The 22,044-nt window shown below is 74.1% G+C and carries 11 protein-coding genes and 3 pseudogenes; 8 read left to right on the top strand and 6 right to left on the bottom strand.

Annotated features, from left to right (window positions below):
- Positions 1-71 precede the first annotated feature (71 nt).
- The 8 genes and pseudogenes from AC5L3C_RS09850 (at position 72) to AC5L3C_RS09815 (ending at position 11,658) form a co-directional block, all read left to right on the top strand.
- On the top strand, positions 72-392 hold the full coding sequence (locus tag AC5L3C_RS09850) for a YlxR family protein (RefSeq protein ID WP_125503941.1): 321 nt from the start codon (positions 72-74) through the stop codon (positions 390-392).
- A 149-nt stretch (positions 393-541) separates the two neighbouring features.
- The gene (gene infB / locus AC5L3C_RS09845; RefSeq protein ID WP_493648471.1) at positions 542-3,541 is read left to right on the top strand and encodes a translation initiation factor IF-2; all 3,000 of its coding nucleotides are present in this window, start codon (positions 542-544) and stop codon (positions 3,539-3,541) included.
- A gap of 216 nt (positions 3,542-3,757) precedes the next feature.
- Positions 3,758-4,051 carry a DUF503 domain-containing protein gene (locus AC5L3C_RS09840; protein ID WP_493648469.1) on the top strand — a complete coding sequence of 98 codons (294 nt, stop codon included), beginning with the start codon at positions 3,758-3,760 and terminating at the stop codon, positions 4,049-4,051.
- A 50-nt stretch (positions 4,052-4,101) separates the two neighbouring features.
- On the top strand, positions 4,102-4,551 hold the full coding sequence (gene rbfA / locus AC5L3C_RS09835) for a 30S ribosome-binding factor RbfA (protein WP_125503938.1): 450 nt from the start codon (positions 4,102-4,104) through the stop codon (positions 4,549-4,551).
- Positions 4,548-5,453, top strand: coding sequence for a tRNA pseudouridine(55) synthase TruB (gene truB / locus AC5L3C_RS09830; RefSeq protein WP_493648467.1), 906 nt, complete (start codon positions 4,548-4,550; stop codon positions 5,451-5,453). Before rbfA ends, truB begins: the two co-directional genes overlap by 4 nt.
- A gap of 325 nt (positions 5,454-5,778) precedes the next feature.
- A pseudogene (locus AC5L3C_RS09825) lies at positions 5,779-6,624 on the top strand (S1 family peptidase); the annotation flags it as partial.
- A gap of 1,152 nt (positions 6,625-7,776) precedes the next feature.
- A pseudogene (locus tag AC5L3C_RS09820) lies at positions 7,777-10,506 on the top strand (serine protease); the annotation flags it as partial.
- A gap of 198 nt (positions 10,507-10,704) precedes the next feature.
- Positions 10,705-11,658: a bifunctional riboflavin kinase/FAD synthetase gene (locus AC5L3C_RS09815; RefSeq protein ID WP_125503936.1), complete on the top strand. Its 954-nt coding sequence runs from the start codon at positions 10,705-10,707 to the stop codon at positions 11,656-11,658.
- Here the strand turns inward: AC5L3C_RS09815 and AC5L3C_RS09810 are convergent, their stop codons facing one another.
- From AC5L3C_RS09810 to AC5L3C_RS09785, 6 genes and pseudogenes are all read right to left on the bottom strand, one after another.
- Positions 11,659-12,669: an ABC transporter ATP-binding protein gene (locus AC5L3C_RS09810; protein ID WP_125503935.1), complete on the bottom strand. Its 1,011-nt coding sequence runs from the start codon at positions 12,667-12,669 to the stop codon at positions 11,659-11,661.
- A gap of 941 nt (positions 12,670-13,610) precedes the next feature.
- Positions 13,611-14,558, bottom strand: a pseudogene (locus AC5L3C_RS09805) (ABC transporter ATP-binding protein); the annotation flags it as partial.
- Positions 14,555-15,469, bottom strand: a complete 915-nt coding sequence (locus tag AC5L3C_RS09800; RefSeq protein ID WP_493648465.1) for an ABC transporter permease — start codon at positions 15,467-15,469, stop codon at positions 14,555-14,557. The pseudogene AC5L3C_RS09805 and the gene AC5L3C_RS09800, both read right to left, overlap by 4 nt.
- Positions 15,466-16,563, bottom strand: coding sequence for an ABC transporter permease (locus AC5L3C_RS09795; protein WP_493648463.1), 1,098 nt, complete (start codon positions 16,561-16,563; stop codon positions 15,466-15,468). Before AC5L3C_RS09795 ends, AC5L3C_RS09800 begins: the two co-directional genes overlap by 4 nt.
- Positions 16,564-16,580: 17 nt before the next feature.
- The gene (locus AC5L3C_RS09790; protein ID WP_493648462.1) at positions 16,581-18,431 is read right to left on the bottom strand and encodes an ABC transporter substrate-binding protein; all 1,851 of its coding nucleotides are present in this window, start codon (positions 18,429-18,431) and stop codon (positions 16,581-16,583) included.
- Between the two features lie 274 nt (positions 18,432-18,705).
- Positions 18,706-21,885, bottom strand: a complete 3,180-nt coding sequence (locus AC5L3C_RS09785; protein WP_493648459.1) for an SCO5717 family growth-regulating ATPase — start codon at positions 21,883-21,885, stop codon at positions 18,706-18,708.
- Positions 21,886-22,044 lie beyond the last annotated feature (159 nt).

Here is a 22,044-nt window from a genome sequence, read left to right as displayed (position 1 = left end):
AGCTTTGGTCGTGGCGGTGTTCGATTCTCGCCCCGTAGGGGTGAGGTCGGTCCGGGGAGGTAGACTGAGGAGTGTCTGGCCGGACACGAGCTGGCGTATGCCCTGAGCGCACTTGCGTGGGGTGCCGGGAGCGAGCGGTCAAGAGCGAGCTGCTGCGGGTCGTGGCGATCGAGGACGAGTGCGTCCCTGATCCTCGCGGTACGCTGCCCGGCCGGGGTGCATATGTGCATCCCGTCCCGGTCTGTCTCGACCAGGCGGTGCGCCGCAGGGCGTTCCCGAGGTCGCTGCGCGTCCCGGGACCGCTCGACGTAAAGGCGTTGCGCCACCACGTCGAGCAGGCGCAAGGTTGCCGATCGGCGGCCGAAAGGCCCGCTGAAGGGGCGACACGGTAAGAAACGTGCCGCACGGAAACCCCCGTGCGGTCTGGTACCTCGCGAGTCGAAAGCAGGTCGAGATTGCGATGAGCACTCGATGAGTACGCGATGAGTACGCCCATGAACTAGCGACGGTCCGGACGCAACCCGGACCTCAGAGGAGCGAAGTGGCTAAGGTCCGGGTCTACGAACTCGCCAAGGAGTTCGGCGTGGAGAGCAAGGTCGTCATGGCCAAGCTCCAGGAACTCGGTGAATTCGTCCGTTCGGCGTCTTCGACCATCGAAGCGCCCGTAGTACGCAAACTGACAGACGCCTTCCAGCAGGGCGGGGGCAACGGCAAGCCCGCCGCCAAGCCCGGCGCGCCCAGGAAGGCCGCACCCAAGCCCGGGGCGCCGTCCCCGGCGCCCCGTCCGGCTGCCCCGAAGCCGCCGGCGGCACCCAAGCCGCCCGCGGCCCAGCAGCCCCCGGCCCCGTCGGCGCCGTCGCCGGCCACTCCCGGCCCGCGTCCGACGCCCGGCCCGCGCCCCGCGCCGCGCCCGGCCCCGGCGGCACCGGAGTTCCAGGCCCCGCCCGCGGCGTCCCCGGCCCAGTCCGGTCCCAAGCCCGGCGGCGCGCGTCCCGGCGCGCCCAAGCCCGGCGCCCGTCCCGGCGGTCCGGGCCAGGGCCGTCCGTCCGGCCAGGGTCAGCGTTCCGGTGGCGGCGCTCCGCGTCCGGGCGGCCGCCCGGCCGGTCCCCGTCCCGGCAACAATCCCTTCACCTCCGGTGGCTCCACCGGTATGGCCCGTCCGCAGGCCCCGCGCCCGCAGGGCCAGCGTCCCGGCGGTCCCGGTGCCCCCGGCGGCGGTCCGCGTCCCCAGGCCCCCGGCCAGGGCGGCGGTCCGCGTCCGCAGGCTCCGGGCGGGCAGCGCCCGACCCCGGGCTCGATGCCGCGTCCGCAGGGCGGTCCCCGTCCCGGCGGCGGTCCCGGCGGCCCGCGTCCGAACCCCGGCATGATGCCGCAGCGTCCCGCTGCCGGCCCGCGTCCCGGCCCCGGCGGCCGTGGTCCGGGCGGTGCGGGCCGTCCCGGCGGCGGTGGCGGCGGTCGTCCCGGTGGCGGCGGCTTCGCCGGCCGTCCCGGCGGCGGTGGCGGCGGTCGTCCGGGTGGCGGCGGCTTCGCCGGCCGTCCCGGCGGCGGTTTCGGCGGCGGCGGTGGCCGTCCCGGCTTCGGCGGCCGTCCCGGCGGTCCCGGTGGCCGTGGTGGCACGCAGGGCGCCTTCGGCCGTCCCGGGGGTCCCGCGCGCCGCGGCCGCAAGTCGAAGCGGCAGAGGCGCCAGGAGTACGAGGCCATGCAGGCCCCGTCGGTCGGCGGCGTGATGCTGCCTCGCGGCAACGGCGAGACCATTCGCCTGTCGCGCGGTGCGTCGCTCACCGACTTCGCGGAGAAGATCAACGCCAACCCGGCGTCGCTCGTCGCGGTCATGATGAACCTCGGCGAGATGGTCACCGCGACCCAGTCCGTCTCCGACGAGACGCTCCAGCTCCTCGCGGACGAGATGAACTACACCGTTCAGATCGTCAGCCCGGAGGAGGAGGACCGCGAGCTGCTCGAGTCCTTCGACCTGGAGTTCGGCGAGGACGAGGGCAGCGAGGAGGACCTGGTGGTCCGCCCGCCGGTCGTCACCGTCATGGGTCACGTCGACCACGGCAAGACCCGACTGCTCGACGCCATCCGCAAGACGAACGTCATCGCGGGCGAGGCCGGCGGCATCACCCAGCACATCGGTGCCTACCAGGTCGCGACCGAGGTCAACGACGAAGAGCGCAAGATCACCTTCATCGACACCCCGGGTCACGAGGCGTTCACCGCCATGCGTGCCCGTGGTGCGCGGTCGACGGACATCGCGATCCTCGTCGTCGCGGCCAACGACGGCGTCATGCCGCAGACGGTCGAGGCGCTCAACCACGCCAAGGCCGCCGACGTCCCGATCGTCGTCGCGGTCAACAAGATCGACGTCGAGGGCGCCGACCCGACCAAGGTGCGCGGTCAGCTGACCGAGTACGGCCTGGTGGCCGAGGAGTACGGCGGCGACACCATGTTCGTCGACATCTCCGCCAAGCAGGGTCTGCACATCGACAGCCTCCTCGAGGCCGTCGTCCTCACCGCGGACGCCTCGCTCGACCTGCGGGCCAACCCCAAGCAGGACGCGCAGGGCATCTCGATCGAGTCCCGGCTCGACCGCGGCCGCGGTGCCGTGGCGACCGTCCTCGTCCAGCGGGGCACGCTGCGGGTCGGCGACACGATGGTGGTGGGCGACGCCTACGGCCGTGTGCGCGCCATGCTCGACGACAACGGCAACAACGTCGCCGAGGCCGGCCCGTCGACGCCGGTGCAGGTCCTGGGCCTGACCAACGTCCCGGGCGCGGGTGACAACTTCATCGTCGTGGACGAGGACCGTACGGCCCGTCAGATCGCCGAGAAGCGCGCCGCCCGTGAGCGCAACGCCGCCTTCGCCAAGCGCACGCGCCGCGTGTCGCTGGAGGACCTGGACAAGGTGCTCAAGGCCGGCGAGGTCCAGCAGCTGAACCTGATCATCAAGGGTGACGCGTCCGGTTCGGTGGAGGCTCTCGAGTCCTCCCTGCTCCAGCTGGACGTCGGCGAAGAGGTCGACATCCGCGTCCTGCACCGCGGCGTCGGTGCGGTCACGGAGTCCGACATCGACCTGGCGATGGGCTCGGACGCCATCGTGATCGGCTTCAACGTGCGCGCCGCCGGGCGCGCGCAGCAGATGGCCGAGCGCGAGGGCGTGGACGTCCGCTACTACTCGGTCATCTACCAGGCGATCGAGGAGATCGAGGCGGCCCTCAAGGGCATGCTCAAGCCGGAGTACGAAGAGGTCGAGCTCGGCACGGCGGAGATCCGCGAGGTCTTCAAGTCGTCCAAGCTGGGCAACATCGCGGGTGTCATCATCCGCTCCGGCGAGGTCAGGCGGAACACCAAGGCCCGCCTCATCCGCGACGGCAAGGTGGTCGCGGAGAACCTCAACATCGAGGGTCTGCGTCGCTTCAAGGACGACGTCACCGAGATCCGCGAAGGCTTCGAGGGCGGTATCAACCTCGGAAACTTCAACGACATCAAGGTCGACGACGTCATCGCGACGTACGAGATGCGCGAGAAGCCGCGGGTGTAACACCCCACGGTGCGTACCGGCCGGCGGGACCGCGGTCCCGCCGGCCGGCTCGTGTGTGCGGGGCCGACGGCCCGCTCCCGGTGCCCCGGGCGCGCTCCCGGCGGGCGCAATATCCGTCGATCGCCCCGCCCCCTTCGTTGTACGGTTCTGATGTCCCTGCCCGTTACGGATGGCGGGGCCATCGATCCCGGACCGGCGGGTGAACCGGTTGCACACATGTATGTGGGGACGCTGTCCTTCGACCTGCTCCTCGGCGACGTACGGTCGCTGAAGGAGAAGCGCTCCGTCGTCCGCCCGATCGTCGCCGATCTCCAGCGCAAGTACGCGGTGAGCGCGGCCGAGGTGGAACACATGGACCTCCATCGCAGGGCCGTCATCGGCCTGGCCATGGTGTCCGGCGACGCGGGGCACCTCAGCGACGTACTGGACCGGTGCGAGCGGCTGGTCGCCGGGCGCCCCGAGGTGGAGCTGCTGTCCGTCAGGCGGCGCCTCCACGGTGAAGACGACTGACGACCACAGCCGCAGAGAAACACAGACAGCAAAGAACGGGAGACGGACCAGTGGCCGACAACGCGCGGGCGAAAAGGCTGGCGGACCTCATCCGAGAGGTGGTGGCCCAGAAGCTGCAGCGCGGGATCAAGGACCCGCGGCTCGGCTCGCACGTCACCATCACGGACACCCGTGTCACGGGTGACCTCAGGGAGGCGACCGTCTTCTACACCGTGTACGGGGACGACGAGGAGCGCAAGGCCGCCGCGGCGGGCCTGGAGAGCGCCAAGGGCGTGCTGCGCTCCGAGGTCGGCCGGGCGGCCGGGGTGAAGTTCACGCCGACCCTGACCTTCGTCATGGACGCCCTGCCGGACACCGCGCGCACCATCGAGGACCTCCTCGACAAGGCACGCCAGTCCGACGCGAAGGTGCGCGAGGCGTCCGCGGGCGCCTCGTACGCCGGCGGCGCCGACCCGTACCGCAAGCCGGAAGACGACGAGACGGACGACACCGCCGAATGACCCAGCAGCCCACCACGCCCGACGGCCTTGTCATCGTCGACAAGCCGTCGGGCTTCACTTCGCACGACGTGGTCGCCAAGATGCGCGGCATCGCCCGCACCCGGCGCGTCGGCCACGCCGGCACCCTCGACCCGATGGCTACGGGCGTCCTCGTCCTCGGCGTCGAGAAGGCCACCAAGCTCCTCGGCCACCTCGCGCTGACCGAGAAGGAGTACCTCGGCACCGTCCGGCTCGGGCAGAACACGCTCACCGACGACGCCGAGGGGGAGATCACCTCCTCCACCGACGCCGCCGGCATCACCCGTGAGGCCGTCGACGCCGCCATCGCCGGGCTGACCGGCGACATCATGCAGGTGCCGTCCCGGGTCAGCGCCATCAAGATCAACGGGGTGCGCTCCTACAAGCGCGCGCGGGAGGGCGAGGAGTTCGACATCCCCGCGCGGCCGGTCACCGTCTCGTCCTTCACCGTCCACGACGTGCGCGGGACGGCCGCCGAGGACGGCACCACCGTGCTCGACCTCGTGGTCTCGGTCACCTGCTCCTCCGGCACCTACATCCGCGCCCTCGCCCGCGACCTGGGCGCCGCCCTGGGCGTGGGCGGCCACCTCACCGCGCTGCGCCGCACCCGCGTCGGCCCGTACAAGCTGGAGTCCGCGAGGACGCTGGACCAGCTCCAGGAGGAGCTGACCGTGATGCCGATCGCCGAGGCGGCCGCCGCCGCGTTCCCCCGCTGGGACGTCGACGAACGGCGGGCCCGGCTGCTCACCAACGGGGTGCGGCTGGAGATGCCCGAGGAGTACGCGGGCGCGGGAGCCGTGGCCGTGTTCGGCCCCGGGGGCCGCTTCCTGGCGCTCGTCGAGGAACACCGGGGCAAGGCCAAGAGCCTGGCCGTCTTCGGCTGAGGGGCGGACCCGGGTGAACGGGCGGACCCGGCGCATGGGCCGACCGGTGCACGGGCGCACCCGGTGCACGGGCCGACCGGTCGCACCCAACCGCCCGTGGAGCGGCGCCACGGGGATGGACATGCCGCCGCTCCACGGTCCCCCCTCGGTTCCCCCACCCCTAGGGTGTATCCATCCACGCCTGCCTGTTCACCCGTAATAGCGGGCGCTCGGAGTGAACCGGGGGAGTGGAAGGGGGCGCGTTCGCCGGCCGATCTGTCCCGCTGATCATTCCGGCCCTACCGTCGCAGGTGAGGGCACGGATGTACGGCGGGAGGCATCGAGGATGCCGTCACACTACGGGGCACGTGAGCACCCGGGGCGCGCGGAGGGGGCAGGCCGTCCCCGCCCTTCCTGGGCCGCGGAGCAGCCACCGCCGTATTTCCCCGTTCCCGCCGCGCAGACCCACGGGGAGGGGGCCGGGGGACCCGAGCGGCCGGAGCGGCCTGGGGAGAACGACGGCCTGGTCCGTCTCCACGATCTTGCGGGCCGCCCGCGCGGTGCGGGGTTCGTGGCAGACCACCACGGCACGGTGATCACCAGCCATGAGGCCGTCGACGGGCTGCCCCGGCTCGTGCTGTACGCGGCCGGGGGCCGCCGCCGCTGCGTGGTGACCGCCGACGCCGTGACCCCGCTGCCGGAGCTAGACCTGGCCCTCGTACGCAGCGAGGGGCTCGGGGTGGCACCCCTGCCGGTCTCCGGGCGGGAGGACGTCGCGCGAGGCACGTACGTGCGGATCGCCGCCGGAGGGTGGCGCGAGGCGCGCGTGCTGGGAACCACCGCCGTCACCTACACGGCCACCGACCGCGCCCACCCCGTCGACCGCGCCCTGGAGCTCGCCGTCGGCACCGCCGGCCGGGACGCGCTGCGCCTGGGCGGCGGCACGGCGGGCGGCCCCGTGCTCGACGCCGACACCGGCACCGTGCTCGGCGTCCTGGGCACGGCACTCCGCTCGGCCGACAGCGACGTGGGCTTCGCGGTACCGCTCACCCGCGCGAACCCCGCCCTCGCCCGGCTCCTCGCCGAGAACACGGCAACGGTCCCCGCGTACGGCCCCGACCTCAACCTCGCCGGCGTCGTACGCCTCACGACGACGGCCACGTGTGTCGGCGGCGGGGCGCCTCCCCCGGCGGGGCTGGGAGCCGCGCTCACCGGCGGCGGGACGGGCTGGGCGAATCCCCCGGCGGGGTTCCCGGGCACTTCGTGGGGTGCGGGTGGGCGTACCGACGCCTGGGCGGGCCACACGGTTCCGTCGGCGGGACACATCGGTGCCACCCCCGCGCGCATGGGCACCGACGCGGACTCTGCGGGCGCGCCGCAGGGGTGCGGCGGGGGAGGGCGCTCCGGTGCCTCGGACACCCTTACCGGTGGCCGGGCGGGCCGCGGGGACGCGACCGAGGGACCCACCGGCACCACGGCACGTCTCACGGGCCCGTCCGCGGCGCATACGGCGGACCCGTCGGGGTGCACGGCCGAGGCCGGGGACTGTACGGGCCTCGCGACCTCCTGTCCGGGGCCGGCGACGGGTTGCCCGGACCCGTCTGCGGGCCGCAGTGGCCGCCCGGCGAGCTGCGCCACCCCGTTGACGGACCGCGCGGGCTCGGCAGAGGGCGGCGGTCCGGGTCCTTCCACGGGCCGCACGGGCGGGTCAGTGGGCTGGTCGGAGGTTTCCGTGGGTTGTGGAGATTCCTCGGCGGGCTGCGCGGGCCCGGTGGTGGGTTGGCCGGGCGTGGGCTGCACGGGCCCGTCGGTAGTCCGGTCGGGTGTGGACCGCACGGGCGGGTCAGTGGGTCGGTCGGAGGTTTCCGTGGGCTGTGGAGACTCCTCGGCGGGCTGCGCGGGCCCGGTGGTGGGTTGGCCGGGCGTGGGCTGCACGGGCCCCTCGGCAGTCCGGTCGGGCGAGGACCGCAGGGGCCCCTCGGTAGTCCGGTCGGGTGAGGGCGGCGCGGGCGGGTCAGTGGGTTGGTCGGAGGTTTCCGCGGGTTGTGCAGACTCCTCGGCGGGCCGGGCGGGCCCGGTGGTGGGTTGGCCGGGCGTGGGCTGCACGGGCCCGTCGGTAGTCCGGTCGGGTGTGGACCGCACGGGCGGGTCAGTGGGTCGGTCGGAGGTTTCCGTGGGCTGTGGAGACTCCTCGGCGGGCTGCGCGGGCCCGGTGGTGGGTTGGCCGGGCGTGGGCCGCCCGAGCCCATCCGCAGTCCGGCCGGGTGAGGGCCGCCCGGGCACCGCGCCAGGCCGGCCGGGCGCGGGCCGCGCAGGCTCCGCCGCGTTCGGTTCCCCGCCAAGCCCTCCCGGCGCACCGACGTCCTCGCCCCGCCCCGTGGAACGGCGGGCCGCACTCGCGGAGTTCGCCGCGTTCGAGCGGGGTGGGCGGCCCGTCGTGCTGGGCCTCGTCGGGCGGCCCGGCAGCGGGCGCACCACCGAACTGGCGGAGTTCGCCGCCCGCCGTCACCGGGCCGGACGGCCCACGCTGTGGCTGCGTGGCGCCGATCTGCGGGAGGACGACCGCACGGTGGAGGACGCCGCCCGCCGCGCGCTGGACCGGGCCGCCGCGGTCGTCGCCGCCTCCCGCACCCCGTTCGCCGTCACACCGGACGCTCTCGGAGACCTGGCCCCGGACCGCCTCGCCCGGCTCGCCCGTACCGTCGGCGCCCCCCTGCTCGTGCTCCTCGACGACCCCGAACAGATGCCGCCGACCCTCTTCCACCGCCTCGCCGACTGGACCGCGGGGACCGCGCGATGGCTGCGGGCGTCGGGAGCGCGGCTGGTGGTGGCGTGCCGTGAGGAATTCTGGGAGGAGGCGGGGTTCCCGGAGGAGGCGCTGCACGCCGGCGGACCCCGGCCCGAGGGACTCCCCCCGTGCGTGGTCCTGGGCGACCTCACCCCCGGAGAGGCCAGGGAGGCCCGGGCCCGCCACGGCGTCCCCGACGGCGCGCTCGCGGACCCCGACGCCCGCCACCCCCTCACCCTGCGGCTGCTCGCCGAGGTGCGGGCCGGCCTGGCGGAGGGCACCCCGGACCCGGACGTCCCCGTCGGCCGCGACGACGTGTTCGCCGCCCACCTGGACCTGATGTGCCTGCGCATCGCCACCCGTCTCGCCGCCGCCCACGGGCTCCGGGGCACCGCCGTACGACGGCTGGCGGCCAAGGCGGCCGGGCAGGTGCACGAGGCCGCCCGCAGGAGCCTTGCCGCCGGGCACGGCGGGCTGGACCCGGAGACGTTCGAGGCCGTGTTCCCGGCGGGGCGGGCCCCGGACCTGCCTGGCGGGGTCACCGGCTGGGCCGCGGCCGTCCTCGACGAGGGCCTCCTCGTCCCGGCCGGCACCGGCTACCGCTTCGCCCACGACGCACTCGCCGACTGGCTCCAGGGCGCCCACCTCGACGTGGACGGCGCCCTGCGCGCCCTGGTCCACGACCGCCCCGGACCCCACGGCCCCGGCGCCGTACCGCACCACCGCGTCGGCCCCGTCGTCCAGGCCCTGCTGCTCCTCGCCCGCCAGCACGGCACCGGACGCCTCGCCTCCCGCCTCGCGGACCTGACGCACGCCCTCGATGCCGACCCCGGCTCGTGGTGGGCCGCCCGCCTGCTCACCGGCACGCTCGCCCGGCTGCCCGACGCGACGCCGTACACGGATGTGCTGCGGCTGCTGACCGACCGCATCGTGGCGTGGCGGGAGCAGCGCCGTACCGTGCCGCCGGAACTGGGCCCCGCCTTCTGGACCGCGCTGGCCCTGCCGCTGGAAGCACGGTGCGCCCTGCTGCGCCGGCTGGTGCACGCCGACGGCCCCCCGTGCGAGCGCGGACCCCGCTTCCTCGACGCCGCAGCCCGGCTCCTCACCGCCGACCCGGGGTCCGTACTGCCGTACCTGGTCCGCTGGTTCGAGGACGACCGGCCGCTGCCCGCCACCCCGCACGCCACCGTCGCGACGGCCGCGCAGGCCCTGCTGCACACCCACCGGCACGCGGCCATCGACGCGCTGACGGACGTCCTCGCGGACAGCGCGCACCGCCGGGCCGACCAGCTGCTCACCGTCCTGGCGGAGGAGGAGCCCGCGGCCCTGTGCCGGGCCGCCGACCGCTGGTCGAAGGACGAACGCCCCGCGCGCCGGGCCGCCGCCATCGCCTACGGCCTGCTGGCCGCACCCCACGCGCGCGACCGCACGGACCGCACCCTGCTGAGGTACACCGCCCTGACCGTCCTCGTCCGCAGCGCCGACCGCGAGCTGCACGGCGGGGCGCTCGCCCTCCTCGTCCGCGACCCGGACAGCAGGGACCGGCACCTCGCGCGGGCCCTGGCCCACTTCGCCGACGGCGACCCCCACCTCCCTTCGGGCGCGCTGACCGACGCCCTCGTCACCCATCCCGAGCCGGTGCTCGACGCCTTCCGCGCCCGGCTGGCACGGACGGCGGACCCGGCCGGCACCCTCCACGCCCTCGCCGACGCCGCCACCCCCGCCCTGGCCCGCCGGATCGCCGCGGTCGTACGCGACACCGTGGAGCGGCGGCCCGAGCTGACCGGGCACGTGGCCGCGTACGCCGACCGGCGGCTGGACCGGGGCGGCCCCGCCGACCGCGCCGTACTGCGCGCCCTGCTCACCGGACTGCTGGACGACGGTCCGCAGCCGCTGCGGGTGGTCCTCGCCGGCATCCTCGCCGCGCCCGGGACCTCCGGCTCCCGCCCGCTCCGCCGCGAACTGCTGGACTGCCTGCTCGCCCGCGAGTCCGACCCCGCCGTGCTCGACGCGGTGCTGCGGTCCGCCGCCCGCAACTCCGGCCCCGAACTGCGCGTCCTCGTCCACCGCACCGGGCTGCACCTGGCCCGCACCCCGGTCGGCGCCGCCCGCTTCGACCGCTGCCTGACCGAGCTGAGCCGCCATGTCCCCGGCTTCGCCGCCGCCGTGGCCGGCTGGCTGGCCGACGCGCCGCGCGAATGGGCCACGCTCGTGGGCACCGACACCCGCCGGATGATCGAGAACCTCGCGGGCCTCGGCGTGCCGGTCCGAGCGTGCGGGTCTTGACCGTGCCGGTCTGAGCGCGCCGGTCTGAGCGGGCGGGTCGGAGCGTGCCCGTCCGCCTCCCGGGCGGCCGTGCCACCCGGCACACGGTGACCATGCCGATGCGAGCCCCCGGCACGCGGCATGGCACCCTTAGAGCTGCGCAGAGAAGTCCGCGGACCCGGGTCCGTCCGGCAAGGTTTTCGACAAGGAGCAGGCACAGTGCAGCGCTGGCGTGGCTTGGAGGACATCCCCCAGGACTGGGGGCGCAGCGTCGTCACCATCGGCTCCTACGACGGAGTGCACCGCGGGCACCAGCTGATCATCCGGCACGCCGTGGACCGGGCCCGCGCCCTCGGCATTCCGGCGGTGGTCGTCACCTTCGACCCGCACCCGAGCGAGGTCGTCCGCCCGGGCAGCCACCCCCCGCTGCTCGCCCCGCACCACCGGCGCGCCGAACTCATGGCTGAGCTGGGCGTGGACGCGGTGCTGATCCTGCCCTTCACCACCGAGTTCTCCCGGCTGTCCGCCGCCGACTTCGTGGGGAAGGTCCTGGTCGACAAGCTGCACGCCAAGGCGGTCGTCGAGGGCCCCAACTTCCGCTTCGGCCACAAGGCCGCGGGCACCGTGGAGTTCCTCGCCGAGCAGGGCGAGATCTACGACTTCGACGTCGAGGTCGTCGACCTGTACGTGTCCGGTGCGGCGGGCGGCGGCGAGCCGTTCTCCTCGACGCTCACCCGCCGCCTCGTCGCCGAGGGAGACGTGGAGGGCGCCGCCGAGATCCTGGGCCGGCCGCACCGGGTGGAGGGCGTCGTCGTCCGGGGCGCCCAGCGCGGCCGTGACCTGGGCTTCCCCACGGCCAACGTCGAGACCCTCCCGCACACCGCCATCCCCGCCGACGGCGTCTACGCCGGCTGGCTGCACGCCCAGGGCGAGGCCATGCCGGCCGCGATCTCCGTCGGCACCAACCCGCAGTTCGACGGCACCGAGCGCACGGTCGAGGCGTACGCCATCGACCGCGTCGGCCTCGACCTGTACGGCCTCCACGTCGCCGTCGACTTCCTGGCCTTCGTGCGCGGCCAGGCGAAGTTCGACACGCTCGACGCGCTGATGGAACAGATGGCCGCGGACGTCGAGCGCTGCAGGGAACTGGTGGCGGCCGCCGAGAAGGAATGATCAGCCGGTACCGGTCTGCCGGTTCTTCTCCTCCGCCACGGCGTGCGCCCAGTGGCACGCCACCCGGGCCGCGTCGCCGCCCCCGAGGATCCCCGGGTCCCGGCTCCGGCACGCCTGCGCCACCCCCGCACGCTCCGCCTCGCCGCTCGCCAGAACGGGGCAGCGGGCGTGGAAACGGCAGCCGGAGGGGATGCGGGAGGGGTCAGGGGTCTCGCCGGTGAGGACCACCGGTTCGCCCGGTGCCTCGGGAAGGACCGACAGCAGGGAGCGGGTGTACGGGTGCCGGGGCGCCGTCAGGACCTGCTCCACCGCCCCGGTCTCCACGATCCTGCCGAGATACATCACCGCGACCCGGTCGGCGATGTTCCAGGCCAGCCCGAGGTCGTGCGTGACCACCAGCGCGGACAGGCCCAGTTCGGCGCGCAGCCGGAGGAGCAGGGCCAGGATCTCCCCACGGACCGACGCGTCCAGCGAGGCGACCGGTTCGTCGGCGACGAGGAGTTCGGGCTCCAGCACCAGCGCGCCCGCGATCACCACACGCTGGCGCTGCCCGCCGGAGAGCTCGTGCGGATAGCGCAGGAAGAAGCGCTCCGGCGGCCGCAGCCCGGCGCGGGCCAGCGCGTCAGCCACGGCGGCCCGTTCGTCACCGCCGTAGCGGTGGATCCGCAGCCCCTCGGCCACCGCGTCGTACACCGTGTGCCGCGGATTGAGCGAGCCGCTCGGGTCCTGCAACACCAGCTGCACACGCCTGCGGTACGCCTTCAAGGCGCGCCCGGAGTACGCCAGCGGCCGCCCGTCGAACTCCACCCGGCCCGCCGTCGGCTCGACCAGGCCCAGCAGGGTGCGGGCCAGCGTCGTCTTGCCGCAGCCCGACTCACCGACCAGGGCGACGATCTCGCCGGCCCGGACGTCCAGGTCGACACCGTCCACGGCACGGGCGTCCGGCGCCCCGTGCCGCCCCGGGAACTCGACGCGCACACCCCGCGCCGCGAGCAACGCGGCCCGGCTCATGAGCCACCCCCTCCCCCCGACTCCGAACCGCCCACCACGCCCCCCGGCCCCGACTCCCTCGCCACGTCCGCCCCCGCTCGTCCGTCCTCCGCACCCAGCAGACCTCTCGCCCGCCCACCAACGCCCCCCGGCTGAGCACCCGCTGCGTCCGGTACTGCCTGCGCCTGTTCGTCCTGCGCGCGGGACGGGGCGTGTGCCTGTCCACCGGCGGCACTCGGCCGGTCGCCGGCTGCTCCGTCGGCTGTGTGGGGTGTTGCCTGGGCCTGTTCGTCCTGCGCGCGGGACGGGGCGTGTGCCCGTCCAGCGACGCCGCCCGGCTGGGTATCCGTCGCACCCCCTCCGGGGACCCCGGCCGGGCCGCCCCCGGCGCCAGGCGTGGCTTCCGCTTGCCTGCCCTCGGTGTTGGGCAGGGTCTCCGCCGTCCCGGCGTCGGGATCCGACGCGGACTCGGCCGGTGGGCCTGCCGCGTCCGGCTGCCTGCCCTGAATGTTCGGCAGGCCCTCTGCCGCTCCGTCCTCGGTCTCCGGCGCGCTCTCCTTCGCTCGGCTGCCCTCGGTGACCGGTGGGGTCTCGGGCGGCCGGTATTCGGTGTGTGGCACGGGCCTGGCGGGAGCGCCTGCGTCCGGTTGCGCCTCCGGCTGCCTGCCCCCGGCGTCCAGCAGGCCGTCCGACGACCCGTCCTCGGCATCCGGCGCGAGCCCGGCCGGTGCGCCCTTGGGGCCCGGCTGCGCCTCTGCCGCCTCGTCTTCGGCGTCCGGCGCGGCCCCGGATGCTCCGGAGCCCGAGTGGGCCCCCGCCCGCCCGTTCCCCGCGTTCGGGCGGGCCTCCGGCGACCCGCCCTCCCCGTCCGGAAGGGACATCGCCCGCCCGCCCTCCGGCACCGGCGGCGGCGCCCCCTCCTGCCCGCCCCCGGAGTCCGGAGTGCCGCTCTTCACGAACTCCGGGGTCACCCGTACGCACGCCGCCCGGTGGTCCGGGGCCGTGGTGCGGAGGGGCTGGTCCTCCGAGCCGCAGGAAGACAGGGCGACGGGGCAGCGGAGATGGAACGCGCAGCCCGGTGGCAGGGCCGTCGGGTCCGGGGGATCGCCCGGCAGACCGCGGGGCGCGAAGCGGGACGCCGGGTCGCCGACGCGCGGGAACGCCGCCGACAGCGCCTGGGCGTACGGGTGGCGGGCGGCCTCGTACACCCGCGCCGCCGGACCCTCCTCGACCACCCGTCCCGCGTACATCACCGCGAGCCGGTCACACGTGCCGGCCAGCACCGCCAGATCGTGGCTGATCATGATGAGCCCCACACCCTGCTCCGCCACCAGCCGTTCGATCAGCCGCAGGATCTGCGCCTGCACCATCACGTCCAACGCCGTCGTCGGCTCGTCGGCGACGATCAGCCGCGGATCGCAGGCCAGCGCCATGGCGATCATGACGCGCTGCCGCTGCCCGCCGGACAGCTCGTGCGGGTACGCCGCCGCACGCGCGGCCGGAAGACCGACGTGCTCCAGCAGTTCCCCGGCCTTCATCCGCGCCCCCGCCGGCGTGGCCTTCCGGTGCAGCAGTACCGGCTCGGCGATCTGGTCGCCGACGCGCCGCACGGGGTTGAGGGAGTGCATCGCCCCCTGGAACACGATCGACGCCCCGGCCCAGCGGACCGCCCGTACCCGGCCCCACTTCATGGACAGCACGTCCTCGCCGTCCAGCAGGACCCGTCCGCCCACCCGGGTCCCCGCGGGCAACAGCCGCAGCAGGGCCAGCGCCAGCGTGGACTTGCCGCAGCCCGACTCACCCGCGAGCCCCAGCTTCCGGCCCGCGTCCAGCCGCAGGTCCACCCCGCGCACGGCCTCCGCCCCGCCCGGGTACGTCACCGTCAGCCCTCTGACGTCCAGCAGGCTCAACGCGTCACCCCCAGCCGGGGGTTGAGCACGGACTCCACGGCACGCCCGCACAGCGTGAACGCCAGCGCCACCAGTGCGATGGCGATGCCCGGCGGCACCAGATACCACCAGTGCCCGGCACTGACCGCCCCCGCCTCCCGGGCGTCCTGCAACAGCCCGCCCCACGACACCACCGTCGGATCACCGAGCCCGAGGAAGGCCAGCGTCGCCTCCGCCAGGATCGCCGAGGAGATGATCAGCGTCGTCTGCGCCAGCACCAACGGCATGACATTGGGCAGCACATGCCGGGACATGATGTGCCAGTGCCCGCCGCCGAGCGCCCGCGCCCGCTCGATGTACGGGCGGGTCTCCACCGCCAGCGTCTGCGCCCGCACCAGCCGGGCCGTGGTCGGCCAGGTCGTCACCCCGATCGCCACGACGATGGTCAGCAGCGAGCGGGACATCACCGTGGCCAGCGCGATCGCCAGCACCAGCGTCGGCATCACCAGGAACCAGTCGGTGATCCGCATCATCACCGTCGCGTACCACCCCCCGAAGTGCCCCGCCGTCACCCCGATCACCATCCCGATCGCCACCGACAGCACGGCCGCGAGCAGCCCCACCAGCAGCGACACCCGGGCGCCCCAGATCACCAGGCCGAGCAGATCGCGCCCGAACCGGTCGGCACCGAAGGGGAGTTCGGCGCTCGGCCGCTCCAGCGGACCGCCCGGCGCCCCGGTCACGTCGGCCACGTCGGAGCCGACGAGCAGCGGAGCGGCCACGGCGAGCAGCACGAACAGCGCCAGTGTCGACAGGCCGAGGACACCGGCCCGGTGCGTACGGTACTGCCGCCAGAAACGCGCGGCCGACGCCCGGCGCCGCTGCCACGCCAGGCCGCCGGCACCCGCGTCCGGCACCTTCTCGGTCGTCATCGGCCCACCCGGGGATCGAACAGCGGATAGATCAGATCGGCGAGCGTGTTCATCACGATCACCGCGGCGGCGAACACGAAGAACAGCCCCTGCACCAGCGGCAGATCGGGCACGCTCAGCGCCTGGTAGAACAGCCCGCCCAGCCCCGGCCAGGAGAAGACCGTCTCCACCAGGATCACGCCCGCCACCGTCCGCCCGAGGTTGATGAAGATCAGCGTCACGGTCGGCAGCAGCGCGTTGGGCACGGCATGCCGCCGTCGTACGAGATCGTCGCGCAGCCCCTTCGCCCGCGCCGTCGTCAGATAGTCGCTGCCCATCTCGTCCAGCAGCGCCGACCGCGTCACCAGCAGCGTCTGCCCGTACTCCACCGCCACCAGTGTCACCACCGGCAGCACGAGATGGTGCGCCACGTCCACGGCGTACGCGAAGCCCGCTTCACCACCGCCCGACTCCATGCCGCCGGTCGGGAACAGCCCCGGCAGCGGGCCGATGCCGACCGACAGGGTGACGATGAGCAGCAGCCCCAGCCAGAACGACGGCAGGGAGTACAGCACCAGCGCGAGCCCGGTGTGGAAGCGGTCCCCGAACCGCCCGTTCCGCCACGCCGACCGGGTGCCGAGGACGATGCCGAGCACCGTGTACAGCACGAAGGCGGTGCCGGTCAGCAGCAGCGTGTTCGGCAGCGCCTCCGTGATCTTGTCGACCACGGGCGCGTTGAACTGGTACGACGTCCCCAGATCACCGGTCAGTGCCTTGCCGCAGTAGTCGGTGAACTGCTGCCACAACGGCAGATCAAGACCGAACTGCTCCCGGTACGCCGCCAGTTGCTCGGCCGACACCTGCCGGCCCCCGGTCATGAACTTCACCGGATCGCCGGGGATCAGCCGGAACAGGAAGAAGCTGGTGACGAGGACGGCGAGCAGGGACACGGCCGCGCCCGCCACCTTGCCCGCCACATACCGCGGATAGGCGGTGGCCCGGCGGCCGCCGCGGGGCCCGCGCCCGGCCGCGGGCCCCTCCTTCACCGGCCCCGCGGCGGCCCCCGTGCTCCCGCCGACCGATGCCGATGTTCCCGATGTCGCGTCAGAGGTCATGGGGCCCCGTCCGCCGGCTACTCGCGGTCATCGGCCGTGGCCCGTCGCCGCAGCGCGACGAACGCCCCCAGCCCCGCGAGAGCGACGGCACCCGCGACGATCCCGACGACCACACCCGTCGACGACGCGCCACCGCCCGTGTCCGCGGAGTCCGCCGGCACCGCCGACCACCAACTCCAGTAGCCGTCCTGCCCGTAGATGTTGCCCGCCTTCGCCGGCATGGTGGTGATCGACTCGATGTGGTCCGTGCGATACGCCTCGACCGCGTTCGGATACGCCATGATGTTCATGTACCCGAGGTCGTACAGCCGCGACTCCATCTGCTTGACGATCTTCGCCCGTTCACCGGCGTCGTACTCGGCGAGCTGCCGGGCGTAGAGCTCGTCGAACTTCTTGTCGCAGATGAAGTTGTCGGTCGCGCCGGTCTCCTCCGGTGTCGCCGGCAGCGCGGCGCAGGTGTGGATGGACAGGACGAAGTCCGGGTCGGGGTTGACCGACCAGCCGTCGAAGGCGAGGTCGTACTCGCCGGCCAGCCAGGGATCGGTCACGTTGTCCAGGCAGTTGAGCGTCACCCCGATACCGAGATCGCCCCACCACTCCTCCAGATACTGCCCGATCGCCTTGTCGTTCGGGTCGGTCGCATGGCACAGCACCCTGTAGACGATCGGCTTGCCGTCCTTGCCGACCCGCTTGCCGTCACCGTTCTTCCGGTAACCGGCCTCGTCGAGCAGCCGGGCCGCCTCCGCCGGGTCGTACGCCAGCTCCTGGCCGGGCGACGGCTCCCAGAAGTACTGCGAGAAGCGCGGCGGGATGTAACCCGCCCCCTCCACGGCGTGCCCCTGGAACACCTTGTCGATGACGGTCTTGCGGTCCACCGCCCTGAACAGCGCGTTGCGCACCCGCTGGTCGAGCAGCGAGGGGTGCCCGTCACCCATTTTCTCGCCGTTCTTCGCCTTCGCCCCCGGGTTGGTGGCGAGGGCGTAGAAGCGGCGGCCCGGGGCGTCGTTGACGTGGATGTTCTCGTCCTTCTTCAGCGACTCGGCCTGGGCGTGCGTCAGGGAGGGCGACCCGGCGACGAACGACACCTCGCCCTTGCGCAGCGCCGACACCGCCGCGTCCTGGTCCTTGTAGTAACGGAAGACCAGCTCGTCGAACTTCGGCGCGCCGCGCCAGAAGTTTTTGTTGGCCTTCAGTCGCACATAGCTGTCCGCCTTGTAGTCGGTCAGGACGAACGGCCCGTTGCCGACGATCGGGAAGTCCTTGTCGTTGTTGAACTTCGCGTAGTCGTCGACCTTCTCCCACACATGCCGCGGCACGATCGGCACGTCCAGTGCGGTCATCGTGGCCTGCGGCTTCTTCAGCTCGATGACCAGCTTGGTGGGGCTCGGCGCGGTCACCTTCTCGAAGTTGGCGACGAAGCTGCCGTTCGCGGTGGCGGCGCCCCGGTCGGTCATCATCGTGGTGAACGTCCAGGCCGCGTCCTCGGCGGTGGCCCGCACACCGTCCGACCACGTGGAGTCGGAGCGGATGGTGTATGTCCAGGTCAACTTGTCGGGCGACGACTCCCACTCGGTGGCCAGCCCCGGGACGACATGGTTGTCCTCGGGGTCGTAGGCGGTCAGGTACTCGTAGGTGAGCCGGTGGATGCTCGTACTCAGCAGCCGCACCGCCAGGAACGGGCTGAGCGAGTCGACGCTCTGGGCCACCGCGACGGTCAGCACCTTCTTGCCGTCGTCGGCCGCCTCGGCCTGCCGCGGCGCCGGGTTGAGGGGGGTGGCGAGTCCCGCGCAGAGCGTGAGCGCGGCCGCGCCGGCCGCCAGGACGAGCCGGGTGCGGCGGGAGCCGCCGTGCCGATCATTCGTTTCCATGGTCGCTGACCTCGCGTCATCGCTCGCACGGGAAGGACGGGTTGATCAGATGGGTGATGTGTGTGTCTATCAGCGACCACTGCGAGCGTCAACGGCGCATACACCCCGTGTGGCCTGCGCAAACATCACGCCGGTAGGTGTTTTGCGCCCATTGGTCGACACCACTGACGCGCCCCAGGCCAGGGCCTGATGACGAGCGCGCGCCCGGCCCGCACGCGGGAACGGCCCCTTCCGGAGAAGGGGCCGCTCGGGCGTGTGGGACGGGCGCGGGACCCTACTGGCCGGGGTGCCCGGGCTGGGGCGGATAGGGCTGGCCCGGGTGCTGCGGATACGCCTGACCGGGCTGCCCAGGGTGTCCGGGCGGCGCGGGCGGGTATCCCGGCTGCTGGCCCGGCTGGGCGTACGGCTGTCCGGGCGGAGGCTGCTGCGGATACGGGCCCGGCTGACCCGGCACGGGCTGCCCCGGCACGGGCTGACCGGGGACCGGAGGCTGACCGGGGACGGGCTGTCCCGGCAGCGGCGGGGCGGCGACCGGCGGCGGGTTGCCGTCGGACGTCCACAGCCCGTGTGCCTGCTGGTGCCGTACGAAGTCCTCCGCGACCATCGCCGCGAGGTTGAAGTACGCCTCCCGCACCTTCGGCCGCATCATGTCCAGGTCGACCTCCGCACCGGCGGCCAGATGCTCGTCGAACGGTACGACGAGCACGCCCCGGCACCGGGTCCGGAAGTGCGCCACGATGTCGTCGACCTTGATCATCTTGCCGGTCTCGCGCACCCCCGAGATGACCGTCAGGGACCGCGAGACCAGGTCCGCGTACCCGTGCGCGGACAGCCAGTCCAGCGTCGTACTGGCGCTGCTGGCACCGTCCACGGACGGCGTGGAGATGATGATGAGCTGGTCGGCGAGGTCCAGCACCCCGCGCATCGCGCTGTAGAGCAGGCCCGTGCCCGAGTCGGTGAGGATGATCGGGTACTGCTTGCCGAGCACGTCGATCGCGCGCCGGTAGTCCTCGTCGTTGAACGTCGTCGACACGGCCGGGTCCACGTCGTTGGCGATGATCTCCAGACCGGAGGACGCCTGCGAGGTGAACCGCCGGATGTCCATGTAGGAGTTGAGGTACGGGATCGCCTGGACCAGGTCACGGATGGTCGCCCCGGTCTCGCGCCGCACCCGGCGGCCGAGCGTACCGGCGTCCGGGTTGGCGTCGATCGCGAGGATCTTGTCCTGCCGCTCGGTGGCGAGGGTGGAGCCGAGAGCCGTGGTGGTGGTCGTCTTGCCGACGCCGCCCTTGAGGCTGATCACGGCGATGCGGTAGCAGGACAGCACCGGCGTACGGATCAGCTCCAGCTTCCGCTGCCGCTCCGCCTCCTCCTTCTTGCCGCCCAGCTTGAAACGCGAACCGCCGGATCCGGCACGGCTGCTCTTCGCCTTCTGCTTCTTGCTGTTCAGCAGCCGGTCGGACGACAGCTCCACGGCCGCCGTGTAACCGAGGGGCGCGGCACCGGGGTTGACCGGCTGTCGCTGGTCGTGCTGAACGGGCTGCGGCCAGGCGGCCCCGAGCCGGGGATCGACGGGCTGCTGCGGCCCCGGGGGAGCGGGGGTACCCGGAGCGGCCCCGGCGGGCGGAAAGCCGTATCCGGCCGGGGGCGTCGGGCCGCCGGGCTGAGGCGCGGCGTGACCACCCTGCGGGTCGGGCGCGGGCGGCTGCTGGGGAAAGCCGTAACCGGCCGGAGCGGTGGGCGGCTGGGCGGCGTTCGGTGCGCCCGGCTGCGGGGCGCCGGGTGCGCCGGGTGCGGGTGGTGTGCCCGGCTGCTGTGGCGCGGGGGGAGTGCCCGGCTGCCGGGCGGCCGGGCCGGCAGGCGGGAATCCGTAACCGGTCGGGGCGGCGGGCGGTTGCGTGCCCGCCTCGGGCGAAGTCCCGGGCTGCTGCGGGGCGTTCGGGCCGGGCTGGGCGGCGTTCGGCGTGCCGGGCTGCGGGGTGTCGTGTCCGGCGGGTGCGCCGGGTGCGGGTGGTGTGCCTGGCTGTTGTGGGGCGGGGGGCTGCTGGGCCGCCGGGGCGGCAGGGGGGAAGCCGTAACCGGCTTGGGGGGTGGGCGGCGTGCCGGGCTGCGGTGTGTCGTGTCCGGCGGGTGCGCCGGGCGCGGTAGGAGTACCCGGCTGCTGGGCGGGCGGGAATCCGTAACCGGCCGGGGCGGTGTGAGGAGTGCCCGGCTGCGCGGCGGCTTGGCCGGTCGGTGCGCCAGGTGCGGGGGGAGTACCGGGCTGCTGGGCGGCCGGGCCGGCGGGCGGGAAGCCGTATCCCGCTTGCGGGGCGGACGGCGGCGCGGGCGGCGGGTTCCAGGCGGCGGGCGCGGGCTGCGGCGCCTGCGGCTGGAACGGCGGCTGCTGGCCGGGCGCGGTCTGCGGTTCCTGGGCCGCCGCCGGCTGCTGCGGCGGCTGCGCGGGCCACTCGCCCGCGGGCGCCGGGGCGGCGGGGAACCCCGGAGGAGCCGGAGGCACCTGCGGCACCGGGGGAGTCCAGGCGGGCGCGGCGTCGGCCGGGGCCGGAACCGCGTCCTGGGGCGCGTCGTCCGCCTGCCCGGCGGGCGGTGCGTCGACGGGCACGGCGTCGTTCACCGGCTCGGCGTCTTCAGGCTCGGCCACCGCCGGTACGTCCTCGGCGGGCACCGCGTCCTCGGGCTCGGACTCGGGCTCTGCCGACGCGGCGCCGGTGTCCTCGGCCTCCTCGTCCGCGCCGGAAGCGGTGTCGTCGGAGTCGGCGGCAACGACGGCGACGGCGTCGGATTCGCCCTCGTCGGACCCACCGGACGCGTCCTCCGAGTCCTCCGCGTCAGCCGCATCCTCCGCGTCCGACGGTTCGGCACCGGCGTCGGAGGTGCCGGCAGCGGCCTCACCGGCCTCCGCCTCGTCGTCGGCGGACGTCACCGCGGCCTCCGCGTCGTCATCAGCCGCGCCGTCGGCCCCGGCCCCGGCGCCGTCCTCGCTCTCCTCCGCCGCGCGCTCCGCGACCTCGCGCTGCAACGCGACGGGGGAGAACCGGATCGTGTCCCCGCTCTCCAGGTCACCGTTGTCGGCAGGTTCCGGCTGCGCCGGCTCCGCATCCGAGTGCTGGGGCTCGAACCCGCTGCCGACCGGAAGCCGGGGCACGGCCACCGGCGGCCCCGAAGGCGGCGCGGGCACGGGCGGAACCGGCCCCCCGGCGGCGGGAGCCGCGGACGGCAACGGAGGCGCGACGTCGGAACCGGAGGAAGCGGACGGACCGGAGGAATCGGGGGAGGGCGAGGAAGGGGACGACGCCCCCGTCTCCGAACCCCCCGAAGCGTTCTGCGTGTACCAGGCCGGCGGCGCGTAGTCGATGGTGAAGTCGCCCGTCGTGTCGACGGCCTCCGCGTCGGGCTGGTCATCGCCGGGTGTCGCCCAGCCCCCGCGCGTCCCGTCCCGATCGCTGCTCACAGTTCCTCCTGGTTGGTCGTGCACCCTCATGCCACGCTGGGGCGACGGTGTGTGTCGTCCGAAGTGCTTCGCAGTGGTCCGAAGCCGCTCGAGGTCGTGCGGGATCCCCCCGGCTTCACCGGTCCTCCCCCGCGCTCACCCGGGACGCCGCCGCCCGAT

Source organism: Streptomyces speibonae (assembly GCF_984686075.1).
The sequence above is the reverse complement of the archived record's forward strand: the minus strand, read 5'-3'. Positions and strand labels throughout refer to the sequence as shown.

Coding starts and splice junctions, on each gene's coding strand:
- AC5L3C_RS09810 (WP_125503935.1), bottom strand. CDS start 12,669: ATGAGCCGGGCCGCGTTGCTCGCGGCGCGGGGTGTGCGCGTCGAGTTC.
- truB (WP_493648467.1), top strand. CDS start 4,548: ATGACCCAGCAGCCCACCACGCCCGACGGCCTTGTCATCGTCGACAAG.
- AC5L3C_RS09795 (WP_493648463.1), bottom strand. CDS start 16,563: ATGACCTCTGACGCGACATCGGGAACATCGGCATCGGTCGGCGGGAGC.
- AC5L3C_RS09800 (WP_493648465.1), bottom strand. CDS start 15,469: ATGACGACCGAGAAGGTGCCGGACGCGGGTGCCGGCGGCCTGGCGTGG.
- AC5L3C_RS09790 (WP_493648462.1), bottom strand. CDS start 18,431: ATGGAAACGAATGATCGGCACGGCGGCTCCCGCCGCACCCGGCTCGTC.
- AC5L3C_RS09840 (WP_493648469.1), top strand. CDS start 3,758: ATGTATGTGGGGACGCTGTCCTTCGACCTGCTCCTCGGCGACGTACGG.